The 12,911-nt window shown below is 64.3% G+C and carries 11 protein-coding genes; 4 read left to right on the top strand and 7 right to left on the bottom strand.

All coding sequences use genetic code 11. The features are described 5' to 3' along the window. Positions 1 to 40: 40 nt before the first annotated feature. The 5 genes from HAP54_RS35110 to HAP54_RS35090 form a co-directional block, all read right to left on the bottom strand. Positions 41 to 1,375: an IS1182 family transposase gene (locus tag HAP54_RS35110; protein ID WP_166202952.1), complete on the bottom strand. Its 1,335-nt coding sequence runs from the start codon at positions 1,373 to 1,375 to the stop codon at positions 41 to 43. Positions 1,376 to 1,695: 320 nt separating this feature from the next. After that, positions 1,696 to 2,676 carry an N-acetyl-gamma-glutamyl-phosphate reductase gene (gene argC / locus HAP54_RS35105; protein WP_166294972.1) on the bottom strand — a complete coding sequence of 327 codons (981 nt, stop codon included), beginning with the start codon at positions 2,674 to 2,676 and terminating at the stop codon, positions 1,696 to 1,698. Next, positions 2,673 to 3,350 (bottom strand): FMN-binding negative transcriptional regulator, encoded by a 678-nt coding sequence (locus tag HAP54_RS35100; protein ID WP_166294970.1) that lies wholly within the window; start codon positions 3,348 to 3,350, stop codon positions 2,673 to 2,675. Before HAP54_RS35100 ends, argC begins: the two co-directional genes overlap by 4 nt. Positions 3,351 to 3,569: 219 nt before the next feature. Then, positions 3,570 to 4,559, bottom strand: a complete 990-nt coding sequence (locus tag HAP54_RS35095) for an MBL fold metallo-hydrolase (protein ID WP_166294969.1) — start codon at positions 4,557 to 4,559, stop codon at positions 3,570 to 3,572. A gap of 152 nt (positions 4,560 to 4,711) precedes the next feature. Then, a complete protein-coding gene (locus tag HAP54_RS35090; protein ID WP_166294967.1) occupies positions 4,712 to 5,242 on the bottom strand; it encodes a DedA family protein in 531 nt (176 codons plus the stop codon). A 206-nt stretch (positions 5,243 to 5,448) separates the two neighbouring features. On the opposite strand from HAP54_RS35090, the gene HAP54_RS35085 reads away from it, so the two are divergent. The 4 genes from HAP54_RS35085 to HAP54_RS35070 all read left to right on the top strand — a co-directional run bounded on the left by HAP54_RS35085 (position 5,449) and on the right by HAP54_RS35070 (position 9,967). Next, positions 5,449 to 5,799, top strand: a complete 351-nt coding sequence (locus tag HAP54_RS35085; protein ID WP_248114545.1) for a hypothetical protein — start codon at positions 5,449 to 5,451, stop codon at positions 5,797 to 5,799. A 129-nt stretch (positions 5,800 to 5,928) separates the two neighbouring features. Beyond that, positions 5,929 to 7,989: a DNA topoisomerase IV subunit B gene (parE, locus tag HAP54_RS35080; protein ID WP_166294963.1), complete on the top strand. Its 2,061-nt coding sequence runs from the start codon at positions 5,929 to 5,931 to the stop codon at positions 7,987 to 7,989. 229 nt (positions 7,990 to 8,218) lie between these two features. Beyond that, positions 8,219 to 9,010, top strand: a complete 792-nt coding sequence (locus HAP54_RS35075; protein WP_166294961.1) for an outer membrane protein — start codon at positions 8,219 to 8,221, stop codon at positions 9,008 to 9,010. A gap of 186 nt (positions 9,011 to 9,196) precedes the next feature. Continuing rightward, a complete protein-coding gene (locus HAP54_RS35070) occupies positions 9,197 to 9,967 on the top strand; it encodes an SDR family NAD(P)-dependent oxidoreductase (RefSeq protein WP_166294959.1) in 771 nt (256 codons plus the stop codon). A 130-nt stretch (positions 9,968 to 10,097) separates the two neighbouring features. Here HAP54_RS35070 and HAP54_RS35065 read toward each other — a convergent pair whose 3' ends face one another. Continuing rightward, positions 10,098 to 11,342, bottom strand: a complete 1,245-nt coding sequence (locus tag HAP54_RS35065) for an FAD-dependent oxidoreductase (RefSeq protein ID WP_210297485.1) — start codon at positions 11,340 to 11,342, stop codon at positions 10,098 to 10,100. 72 nt (positions 11,343 to 11,414) lie between these two features. Further along, complete coding sequence (locus tag HAP54_RS35060) at positions 11,415 to 12,911, bottom strand: caspase family protein (RefSeq protein WP_166294957.1); 1,497 nt, start codon at positions 12,909 to 12,911, stop codon at positions 11,415 to 11,417.

Raw genomic sequence — 12,911 nt, 5'->3', positions numbered from 1 at the left:
ATATGTTTTCGTGACGGGCATTTGTTGTAGAGTAGCAGGCTCAGGCTGCGTTTGCGAGGTTGAACAGCTTGAGGAGGTTATGGACGGTGCAGATCATTGTCCACTCGGCGCGCACTTTCTCGATGCCCCGCAACAGGAACTGGCGGAAGCCTCTTGCCTGTTTGATCTGCCCGAACACCGGCTCCACCACTTGCTTTCGCAATCGGTAGGGTGTTTCGAAGCCGCCATCGTCGATCTTCTTTCGCATGGCCTGTGTCAGCGGGCCGCCGACTTTTCCGTTCGCTACTGTCGGGTGCTTGGCGCGTCCGGGCGCGACATAGCCATCGATGCTGCGTGTGTCGAGCGCTTCGAGATTGGCTTCGCTGCAGTAGCCGGAATCCGCTGAGGCCTGCCGCGGCTTGCGGCCAAGATTGCTCTCGATGGCCTCGATCAGGGGCACCAACTGGCCCTGATCGCTGCCGTGCTGGGTCAGTTCTTGCGCGACAATGATCTGGGCATGTGCATCGACGGCCGCCTGGGCATTATAGGCCTGAACGAAGCCATCCTTCGACTTCATGATGCGGCTTTCCGGATCGGTGAAGTTGCGTTGCGCCTTGGGATTGGGTTCCTCCGATGGCAGCGCCGCCGGTTTGCCCGGCTTCTTGCGGCCTTCGGCCTGGCGCTGCTGTTCCTTTTCGGCCTCGATGCGGCGCTCTTCCTCCGCCGCCAGTTTGGCGTCCGCTTCCAGCGCCGCCATCGCTTGCTGGATCTTCGCCAGCCGTTTCTGCTTGTCGACGGTCCAGTCCGGCAGTTCGTCGCTGTTGCCGAAAGTCTCATCCTCCGAGGCATCCGCCGCCTCGGCGGCCGCCAGCATGCGAGCGACCTCGGCCTTCAATTCCGCCTCGCGCTTCTTCATGCGCTCATAACTCATCGCCTTGTGTTTCGACGCGTTCGCCTTGATCTTCGTACCATCCAGCGCGACATGACCGAGCTTGACCAGCCCGGCCGTCTCGCACAACTTCAGAACCTGCACGAATAGCGCGCCGAGCGCCTTCAAATGTCGCTTGCGAAAGTCGCTGATCGTCCGAAAATCCGGCGCATCCAGCGCCACGATCATCACAAAATCGTTCCGCTCCCGGCAGGCCTTGGCAATCCGACGCGACGAATACAGCCCACTCGCATAGCTATGCAGCAGCAGCGCCACCATCATCCGCGGATCAAACGGCGGCTGCCCAAGCCCGCTCACATAGCTGCCCATGATCTCCCTGAGATCGAGGCTCTCCCGCACCAGATCAACCATAAACCGCGAGACATGGCCTTTCGGCACGAAGTCCTGCACATTCGGCGGCAGAAGCAGCGTCTGATCGATGTTCCAAGGCCGAAAATACTTGCTCATCGCCCAATGTTGAATCAGACCCGACCAGATTTGAACAGCGACTATCCAGACAAGCTCCTCGACCGGATGATTGATGCGGCGCGCGGCGACTTCAGCCATCTCGGGTGAACCATCGGTCGCACGCAGCACAAAGCCTTCGGCGAGCATGACGGCGGCATGATTGCCGGCGCCGCAGCCGAGTTCGAGGATCGCGCCGCCTCGCGGCAACAGGCCAAGAAAGCCCTTGAGCCGGGCGGACGGTGCTTTCGCCCACCCGGCATAGGCCTCGGCATTGCGCCGGTAGAATTGCAGCGTGGCGTCGTCCACGATGCGCCTCGCAGTTAGCTGTCGGCCAGTCCAAGCATCAGCCGCATGTTCTGCACGGCAGCGCCCGACGCACCCTTGCCCAGATTGTCGAGGCGGGCGACCAGCACCGCCTGATGGTGCTTGTCGCTGGCGAAGACATGGAGCTCGAGCTGGTTGGTTTCGTTGAGCGCCTCCGGCTCGAGCCGGCCGCCCTTGCTGGCTTCGTTCTGCAGCGGCATCACCGAGACGTATTTACTGCCGGCGTACCACTTCGCCAATACAGCCTGCAGATCAGCGCCGGTCGGCTTACCCGGCAGCGCGTCGAGCTGCAGCGGCACCGAGACCAGCATGCCCTGCCGGTAGTTGCCGACCGACGGGATGAAGATCGGCCGCCGCGTCAAATGCGAATACAGCTGCATCTCCGGCACGTGCTTGTGCTCGAAGCCGAGGCCATAGAGCTCGAAGGCCGGCGCCGAGCCGTCCTCGAAGCTTGCGATCATCGACTTGCCGCCGCCCGAATAGCCGCTCACCGCGTTGACGGTGACGGGGTAATCCGCCGGCAGCAGGCCGGCATCGACGATCGGCCGCAGCAGCGCGATTGCGCCGGTCGGATAGCAGCCCGGATTGGAGACCTTCTTCGCGTTGCGGATCTTGTCGGCCTGGTCGGGCGCGAGCTCGGCGAAGCCATAGGCCCAGTCGGGCGCGACCCGATAGGCCGTCGACGCGTCGAGCACTTTCGGCGCTGAATTGCCCATGGTGTCGATCAGCGCGACGGTCTCCTTGGCGGCCTCGTCAGGCAGGCAGAGGATCACGAGATCCACCTCCTCCATCAGCGCGCGCTTGGCACCGGCATCCTTCCGCTTGTCCTCGGCGATGTGTTTCACCGCGACGTCGCCGATCGCGTGCAACCGCTCCTGGATGCCGAGACCGGTGGTGCCGGATGCGCCATCGACGAACACGGTGGCCTTGGTCGCACCGCTCTTGATTTTCGGTTGGTTGGTGTCGGTGAGGGTCATGGCACGCTCCTTTCGAGCTCGTTGGTTTTGATTGCAAAGACATCCGGCCGCGCCTGCCGCATCAGATGCGCGATCTGCTGAGCGCCGGCGTCCGCCTGCGCGGCAAGGTTGCCCGCGACCGCCGCATAATCGGTCTCGGACTTGTGCTGGTTCAGCTTGAAGCTGCCCTCCACCTCTTCCACCGTCATCTCAAGGCCCACGATCGCCTTCTTCATGGCATCGAGCCGCGCCGCGGTCATCTTAGCCGACGTCCACGGCTTCTTCGGCAACAGCCGGTCCTCGAACTTGGCGCTCAGCGCGTCGATCTGAGCGGTAAGTTCCTCACCCGACAACATCCGCACCGGCCCGGTCAGATGCACGGCCTGATAGAGCCAGGTCGGCACCTGGTCAGGCGACACGTACCAGTCCGGCGACACATAGGCATCCGCGCCGGTGACAGCCAGCAGCCAAGGCACCTCGCAAGCCGCCTCGCCTGCCAGCTTTACCAGCGGATTGTGACGGGCAACATGAAACAGCGCCCGCGGCGTCCCGTCGGCGGCGTAGCTCAGGTAGAACGGCAGTGCGGAGGCGATCGGCTTGCCGCCGTCCCACGCGCAGGCCATGCCAAAACCGCGCGCTTCCGCAAAGGCGAGGCTTGCGGCGCGGCCGGGCTTGAAAGGCGGCGGCGTATACATGGTCGAAGCTCCTGCATGACGAGGAGCCGCCAGATCGAACCGCGTGTCTTTTTGAGGAGAGCGCCGCGGGACAGGATCCGGCGGCAGAGGCGATGGTCTTAAACGCGAGCGACCGCCCATACCGCGAGAATGCGGCGGCGGCGGGCAATGATGATGGTCGCGGCGTTGATCATGGACGCGGCTATAAGGCCGCGCCCGCTTGGCGTCAAGAAAAACCGTTCAGATCACCGGATTCCATGGCGCAGGCACGAGCCGGTAGCCGCTGCCGTCCTTCACTAGGTTGCCGAGGCCCGGGAACGGGTAATGGAAGCCCTGCACCTGCAGCCGCTCTGCCACGATCATGTCGTAGACGCGGCGGCGGGTCTTCTCCGCCACGTCGGCGTCCTGGTCGAAGAAGGCATGCCAGCCGGGATTGGTCGCGAACAAATGCGGATTGTTGGTGACGTCGGACTGGATGAAGACCTTGTCCGGGCCCGAGGCCAGCACATAGGAGGTGTGGCCCGGCGTATGGCCGACGGTTTCGACCGAGGTCAGGCCCGGCGCGATCTCCTTGCCCCATTCGTAGGGCGTGACCTTCTTCTTCAGGCCGGCCTCGAAGATATTGCGGTTGTTCTTGAACAGGCCCGCCATGCGGCCGGCCGGCGCCCGGCTCATCTCGCCATCGTCCATCCAGAACTTCCATTCGGTGGCCGGCACCAGCACCTCGGCATTCGGGAAGGCCGGCGTGCCTTCGGCGGTCAGCAAGCCGTTCACGTGGTCGCCGTGGAAGTGCGAGATCACCACCATGTCGACGGCCTTGGGATCGAAGCCGGCCGCGACGAAATTGTCGGCGAACAGGCCGTTGGCGCCCTTCGAGCTGGCCTTTGCCAGCGCGCCGTTGCCGGTGTCGATCACGACCAGCTTGCCGCCGGTGTTGAGCACCAGCGGCGCGAACCAGATCGTCACCATGTCGCGCGGCATGAACGCCTTCTCCAGCGCCGCGTTGATATCTTCCCGCTTCGCATTGGGAATGAAGGCGTCTTCCAGCTTGAAGACGTTCTTGCCGTCGGATACCGCGGTGACCGTGATGTCGCCGACCTTGTAGCGATAGAAGCTCGGCGCCTGCTTGTCGGCTGCGGGCGCCGTGGCCGCCGCGGGAACGGCTGACAACAACGGTGCGGCCGCGATGCCGGCAGCGCCGGCGAGAGCGTGACGTCGTGTCAATTCCATATCATGTCCTCCCGGTGAAACGATGATGCGATCGATGGAAGCCGCGCTTGTTGGGGTGAGGTTGTATCAGCGTTTCGATGCTCGCGCGATGACGGCCGCGCGGCCGGCCGTCCTTCGACTAACCCCTGCTTCATGACCTTATTCCGGGCTCACTACACAGCCCGCCACATCCACTCGATGACCTGGCCAATGACGTCGCCGAACAGCAGCAGCGCGGCCGACCAGATCAGCGCGGAGACGAAATTGGCGACCTGGAATTGCCAGTACGACATCTCGAAAATGCCGGCCGCCAGCGGCACCGAGGCGCGCAGCGGGCCGAAGAAGCGGCCGATGAAGATGCTGGGCACGCCCCAGCTCTTCACGAAGGCCTCGCCGCGCGGCAGGATTTCCGGATAGCGCGACAACGGCCACATCTGCGCGACCTGCTCCTTGTAGCGGTAGCCGAACCAGTACGAGACCCAGTCGCCGAGCGCGGCGCCAATGCCGCCGGCGATCCAGATCGGCCAGAAGCTGATGCCGCTGACGCCGATCAACGCGCCGATCGCAACCAGCGCGCCCCAGGCGGGCACCAGCAATGAAATGAAGGCGAGCGATTCAGCGAACGCCAGCAGCATGACGATCGGAGCGGCCCAGACCTGGTGATGGCGGACGAATTCGGCCAGGGCCCGCGTAATATCTTCCATCTCGTCGAGTGCCTTCCGCTCCGTTGAACCTCGAATGAACCTTTGTAGCGGCTCGCAGCCTAAGAACAGGTAAGCCAGCCGATTGCGTGACATCAAGTCACAAAGGCGGGGATCGAACGTGATTTCCCGTAAGGCCCCTGCGGTCCAGGCTGGCTGGCATCCCCCTCACAAGAAAAAGGAAATACTGGATGATTGGATCACTGATGATGTGCGTGAGCGTTGTCGTCCTGTTGTTCGGAATGCTCGCGGGCATTGCCATGGGTATCGAGCACGACTTCACGTTAGGACCGGCGCACGCGCATCTCAACCTCGTGGGCGGCGTGCTGCTGTTCCTGTTCGGCCTGTACTACCGGCTGGTGCCGGCCGCGGGCACCATGCTGCTGGCCAAGATCCAGGGCTGGCTGCATATCGTCGGCGGCATCCTGTTCCCGGCCGGCGTGGCGGCGGTGCTGCTCAAGGGGCCCTCGGTCGAGGCGGCGCCGATCGTCGGATCCCTGACCGTGGTTGTCGCCATGGCCTTGTTCACGGTCGTTGTGTTCCGCACCTCGAAAGCGTAATCGCGGGCTCCTATCTAGACAGGCGGCCGGGGCCCCCGGGGGCGCGGCCGTCCCCATTGGCAGCCCATCCGTGGCATAGTCAGAGCAACCGATTCGCTGCGCCAAAACTGGTGCGCCACTTGAAGAACCATGGCCAAAGCATTGAAGTCGAACGCAAAAAGCAAATCTGACGACGATCTGTTCGGAGCCCCGGAGCGGAAGGGACGCGCCCCGGCGAAGGCTGCTTCCCGGCCGACCACAGGCGCCGAAGCCAGCTATACCGCTGATGATATCGAGGTGCTGGAGGGGCTCGAGCCGGTCCGCCGGCGCCCCGGCATGTATATCGGCGGCACCGATGAAAAGGCGTTGCATCACCTGTTCGCCGAAGTGATCGACAATTCGATGGACGAGGCGCTTGCCGGGCACGCCACCTTCATCGAGGTCGAGCTGACCGCCGACGGCTTCCTGACCGTGACCGACAATGGCCGCGGCATTCCGGTCGACGCGCACAAGAAATTCCCGAAGAAGTCGGCGCTCGAAGTCATCATGTGCACGCTGCATTCGGGCGGCAAGTTCGACTCCAAGGTCTACGAGACCTCGGGCGGTCTGCACGGCGTCGGCGTTTCCGTCGTCAACGCCCTGTCCTCGCGGCTCGAGGTCGAGGTTGCACGCAGCGGGCAGTTGCACCGCATGACCTTCGAGCGCGGCCATCCCAAGGGCAAGCTCGAAGACCTCGGCAAGATCAGCAACCGCCGCGGCACGCGCATCCGCTTCAAGCCGGACACCGACATTTTCGGCGCCAAGGCGGCCTTCAAGCCGCAGCGTCTGTTCAAGATGACGCGCTCGAAGGCGTATCTGTTCGGCGGTGTCGAGATTCGCTGGCGTTGCGACCAGGAGCTGTTGAAGGGCGTCGAAGACGTCCCGGCGGAAGCCAAATTCCACTTCCCCGGCGGCCTGAAGGATTATCTGGCCGCGGCGATCCACGCCGACACGCTGGTGCATCAGGACATCTTCTCCGGCAAGTCCGGCCGCAGCGGCGCCCACGGCGCCTGCGAATGGGCGGTGGCCTGGACCGCCGATGCCGACGGCTTCCTGTCGTCCTACACCAACACGGTGCCGACGCCCGACGGCGGCACGCATGAATCGGGCCTGCGCAGCGCGCTGCTGCGCGGCTTGAAGGATCATGCCGAACGTGCGGGCCAGGGCAAACGCGCAGCCTCCATCACCTCGGAAGACGTGATGGTGGGTGCAGCGGTGATGCTCTCGGTGTTCGTGCGCGAACCTGAATTCCAGGGTCAGACCAAGGATCGCCTCGCCACCGCCGAAGCGCAGCGCATCGTCGAACAGGCGATCAAGGACCCGTTCGATCACTGGCTGTCAGGCAATCCGAACCAGGCCAACCGGCTGCTCGATTTCGTGATCGATCGCGCCGAGGAACGGCTGCGCCGCCGCCAGGAGAAGGAAACCGCGCGCAAGACCGCCGGCAAGAAGCTGCGTCTGCCCGGCAAGCTCGCGGATTGCTCCGACGCCGGCACCGAAGGCTCCGAACTGTTCATCGTCGAAGGTGACTCGGCCGGCGGCAGCGCCAAGCAGGCGCGCGATCGCAAGACGCAGGCCGTGCTGCCGCTGCGCGGCAAGATCCTCAACGTCGCGTCTGCCGGCAAGGACAAGCTGACCGCCAACGCGCAGCTCTCCGACCTCGTGCAGGCGATCGGCTGCGGCACGCTCGCACATTACCGCGAAGAGGATCTGCGCTATCAGCGCATCATCATCATGACCGACGCCGACGTCGACGGCGCGCACATCGCTTCGCTCCTGATCACCTTCTTCTACCGGCAGATGCCGCGGCTGATCGACGAAGGGCATCTCTATCTGGCGGTTCCGCCGCTCTACAAGCTGAAGCACGGCACCAAGTCGATCTATGCCCGCGACGACGCGCACAAGGACGAGTTGCTGAAGAACGAGTTCAACGCCAACGCCAAGGTCGAGGTGAACCGCTTCAAAGGCCTCGGCGAAATGATGCCGGCGCAGCTGAAGGAAACCACGATGGATCCGGCCAAGCGCACGATGCTGCGCGTGGTGCTGCTCGCCGACGATCGCGAGGGCACCGCCGACTCGGTCGAGCGGCTGATGGGCACCAAGGCGGAAGCCCGTTTTGCCTTCATCTCGGACAAGGCCGAATTCGCGAGCGACGATCTGCTCGACGTCTAGGTCGTAACCAACTGATTTGAAATGATTTTCTGGCCGCCTCCTGATCGGGGCGGCCGTTTTCATTCGCCTTTTCCGAGAGCGCCGACGATTTCGTTTTCGGGCGGTTGTGTCTCACCCGCAACAGCATTTCCGGCGGAACCACGTATAGTCCCCAACATGAGTTTCGGGAATCGGTGCCAAGGCGCTCCCGTCAGCGACCCGATCGAACGCTAAAGTCGAGGATTTGGAAATGAAGAAGATTTTGCTCGCTCTGACCGCGGTTGCTGCGATGACGGCTTCGGCGTCGGCTGCCGACCTGGCCGCCCGCCCCTACACCAAGGCCCCCGCTCCGCTCCCGGTCGCTCCGAGCTGGACCGGCTTCTACATCTTCGGCGGTGGCGGCGGCGGCATCTGGGACGCTGACACCGGTGTCCAGTCGACCACCACGGGCGCGCCGATCCTCGGCTTCAACCAGCGCCAGGGCGGCGATGGCTGGTATGGCACCGTCGGCGCCGGTTACGACTGGCAGACCGCCAACAGCTGGGTTATCGGCGTGTTCGCCGACGGTCAGTTCGGCAGCCTGAAGGGCACGATCCAGGATCAGGGTCCGTTCCTCGCCGGCAATATCAAGAACGACTACAGCTGGGCCGCCGGTGCGCGCCTGGGTTATCTGGTCGCTCCGAACGTTCTGTCCTACGTCAACGCCGGTTACTCCAGCTCGCACTGGAAGGGCACCACGCTGTTCAACACCGCGACCGCTCTTCCCTCGGGTCTGCACACCGACGGCTTCGACCGCAGCGGCTGGTTCGTCGGCGGCGGCGTCGAGAACAACCTGAACATCTTCGGCATCACCGCGCCGGGCTGGTTCATGAAGACCGAGTACCGCGCCGCTTACTACGACAACAGGAACATCTCCGAGCTGGCTGACGGCACCAATATCTCGAACGGTCGCGACATCACCTTCAGGCCGCTCGTCCAGACCATCAGCACCGCACTGGTCTACCGCTTCGACTGGACCGGCCCGGTTGTCGCCAAGTACTGATCTCTGCTGATAGCAGACCAAAAGCCCCGGCATTGTCCGGGGCTTTTTTGTTGCGCTAACGTCTTCGCGAGGCAGTCCCCTGCGCATGCCGGCTGGCGCAGAGCCGCCCGGCTGCGCCTGATCTGGTCAGCGTTGTGGCGATCGGGCACTCTTGATCCCCGGTTCAAACCAAAGCGGACAACAACAATGAAAAACGGACAGTTTGATCTCTCGGGCCGGGTCGCCATCGTCACCGGCGGCAATGGCGGCATCGGGCTCGGCATGGCGCGCGGCCTGGCGGACGCCGGCGCCGCGATTGCCGTGGTCGGCCGCAACGAGGCGAAATCGAAAGCCGCCGTCGAGGATCTCGGCAAGCGCGGCGTCAAGGCGATCGCGGTGGCAACCGACGTGACCGACAAGGCGGCGGTCGCGGCGATGGTCGCGCGGGTCATCGGCGAGCTCGGCGGGATCGACATCCTCGTCAACAACGCCGGCATGAGCATCCGCAAGCCGCCGCACGAGCTCGAGCTCGACGAGTGGAGCAAGGTGATCGACACCAACCTCACCAGCGCATTCCTGTGCTCGAAGGCGGCCTATCCGGCGCTCAAGGCGTCGGGCCACGGCAAGATCATCAATATCGGCTCGATGATGTCGATCTTCGGCGCGAGCTTCGCTGCGGCCTATGCCGCGAGCAAGGGCGGCATCGTGCAGTACACGCGCGCCTGCGCCAATGCCTGGGCCCCCGACAACATCCAGGTCAATGCCATCCTTCCCGGCTGGATCGACACCGATCTGACCAAGGGCGCGCGCCAGCAGGTGGCCGGTCTGCACGAGCGCGTGCTCGCACGCACGCCGGCGGCACGCTGGGGGGCGATCGACGACTTCGCGGGCATCGCCGTGTTCCTGGCGTCGCCGGCCTCGGACTTCGTCACCGGCACCGCGATCCCGGTCGATGGCGGCTATTCGGTGATGGCCTGAAACACAAAAGCCCCGGCGGATCGCCGGGGCTCCTGCATCCTGTTGAGTAGCGCGCTGACCGGCGCGACCACGCAACTTTTAATGACCAATTTAAGTAACTGTTGTCCTTGATAATTTCCGACCGCGCGGATCAGCGCGCCGCCGGCGAATGGACGTGCTCCGGCCGCACCCCGACAGCGACCAGACGCGCCGTGAGCCCCTGCAGCCAGGGCATCGCCGTGATCAGCCGCAACGCGAACGGCGCCGGCTGATCGCCTGGCTTCAGCGCTGCGGTGATGAGGTTGTTCTGCGCGATCACCTGCATGCGCTGCGTGACCCGCACCGGAAATTCGCGGCGACGCCTGACAGCATCGAGCTCGTCCTCCGACGGCAAGCCGTGCACGAGCTTGGCCGCCAGGATATTGGCGGTGGCGACCGCGTCCTGCACCGCGAGGTTGACGCCGACGCCGCCGATCGGCGACATCGCATGCGCGGCGTCGCCGATGCAGAGCAGGCCGGGACGGGTCCAGCGCGTCAGGCGATTGATCGCCACCGTGAGCAGCTTGACGTCGTCAAAGCTTTTGACGTCGGCAATGCCGTCCCTGAGGATCGGCGCGAGACGCACCACGTCGTCGAGCAGCGCCGCTAGCCCCCTCGCCTTCACGGCCTCGTATTGTCCCTTGGCGATCACATAGGCGCATTGCCAATAGTCGCCGCGGTCGAACCTCACCATCATCTTGCCGTGCTCGACACGGGCGAACAGATTCTCGGTCTCGTCCGGACGGCGGCCGACGCGAAACCACAGCACGTCCATCGGCGCGCCGATCTCCTCGACCTCGAGGCCGGCGCGCTCGCGCACGATGGAATGGCGGCCGTCGCAGCCGATCGTCAGCTCGGCTTCGATATCGACGGGACCATCAGCCGTGTTGGCCCGGACGCCCGTAACGGCGTCGCCGCGCCGAATCAGGTCGGTCGCCTCCGCGCTCATCAGCACCTTGAACGAAGGAAAGCGCCGGCCGCTCTCGCGCAGGAAATTGAGGAAGTCCCACTGCGGCATCATGGCGATGAAGGGATATTTGACGCTGAGGCGGCTGAGGTCGGCGATCCGCACCGAGGCGCCGCCGAACATGCCGTCGAGCTTCTGGATGTCCTGGTGCGGCAGCTTGAGGAAGCCGTCGATCAGACCGAGCTCGTCCATCACCTGCAGCGTTGAGGGATGCACGGTATCGCCCCGGAAGTCGCGGAAGAAGTCGGCGTGCTTCTCCAACACCACGACGTCGACCACGGCGCGTCCGAGCAGATAGCCGAGCATCATGCCGGCCGGGCCGCCGCCGACCACGCAGCAGCGCACCTTCATCCGACGCCGGTTCGCCTGCTCCGGATTGCCTGCATCCATGATGCCGTCCTCACCGCTGCTGCGCGCCTCAGGTCCTGATTGTAGCGCGGATCGGACGACTGGGCTGCAAGCCTACCGCCGAAACGTCTTGATTTCCGACACGCTGCCGTCGCGATAGGTCAGCTCCACCGAGACCGATTTGGTCTGCGGCGCGAGTTTCAGATAGGGCTGCGCGTCGGACGGGATCGCACTGGGATCGCGTTGATTGCAGGCCGGCATCTTCAAGACCTTGTCCGGCACCGCGCTATCGATGCCGATCCGCACCTCGCGGATCGCGCAGCGATACGACATCAAATGAGTGTAGTAGACCAGCAGCCCGTTGAACTCGCGGAACGACAGCCAGCTCGTCGCGGTCATGTCGAGGATCTTGCGCTGGTCGCGGATCAGCGCGGCGTCGGGATCGAACTTGATCGGGAACGGCCCCTGCATCTCGCCCTGGGTATCGACATAGCGCAGCTGGATCGTGGCGGCCGGCGCGTCGGCCGCCAGCTCGATCGACGGATTGGGCATCCGCTTGCGGGTGCGCGGGTCGAGCGTGTCCATGAAGCCGGTCTCGCGGAAATCGCCGCTGTCGCCGATCCGCCAGGAAATTCCGAGCGTCGGATCGGCGATCGAGAACACGACGGACCAGCCGCCATTGTGCCGCGAGAAGCTCGCGATCGGCGCGTTGACGGTATCCTCCTTCGGCAGCTTCGGCACCGATACCGGCGGCAGCGCGGCCACTTGCTGCGGTGGAGCGGACGGATTGGCCGCCTCGGCCTGCCCCTTCGCGATTCCGTTCAGGAAGACATCGTCGACCATCTGGTCGAAATAGACCGGGATCTGCTTGTGCTTCACGGTGTCGGCCATCTCGCTGACCAGGCGCCGCGTGCGCTGGGCGACCTGCACCATGTTCTCGCCGGGCTGCAGCAGTTCCTTGGCAAAAGTCCGCGTGAACACCGAATTGGGATTGGCATCGTCGTTCGAGAGACGGTCGAGCGCGGTCTGGCGTGGCCCGGCCGAAAACACCGAAAACACGCCTTCGGGCAGCTGCGTCATCGGCGCCAGTCCGCCGCCGCCGGCAACGGCGCGCGTGCCGGCGCGTTCGAACGGATTGTTGCGGCAGGCGTCGAACACCAGGATCGAGGTACGCGCCTTCTTGTTCTGCAACCGCTCGATGATGCGGTCGGCGAGCACCGAGGCGTCGCGCACCAGTTCCTCCTGCCCTTCGGTCGCGGCCGGTACGTCGGTCGGCAGAAGGAAGTTCTGGCCGGCGATCTCGAAGCCGTGGCCGGCATAGAAGAAGAACGCGGTGTCGCCGGGTTCCACGGCGCGGTCGAAAGCGAGCAATGTCTCGGAGAACGCCTGCCGGTTCAAATTCTCGGCCACCATGACGTTGAAGCCGAGTTGCTTCAGCGTGTCGCCCATGGTGCGGGCGTCGTTCACCGCCTTCTGCAGCTTGGGCACGTTCCTGTAGTCATTGTTGCCGATCACCAGCGCGACGCGCTTCTCGGCCTGGGCGGGCGCCGCCAATGCGACCAATCCAACCGCCAAAACGGTCGCCGAAAGTCTCGAAAGCCAGTTCTTCAT

Origin of the sequence: Bradyrhizobium sp. 2S1 (genome assembly GCF_011516625.5) — a bacterium.
GTDB lineage: Bacteria > Pseudomonadota > Alphaproteobacteria > Rhizobiales > Xanthobacteraceae > Bradyrhizobium > Bradyrhizobium septentrionale.
The sequence above is the reverse complement of the archived record's forward strand: the minus strand, read 5'-3'. Positions and strand labels throughout refer to the sequence as shown.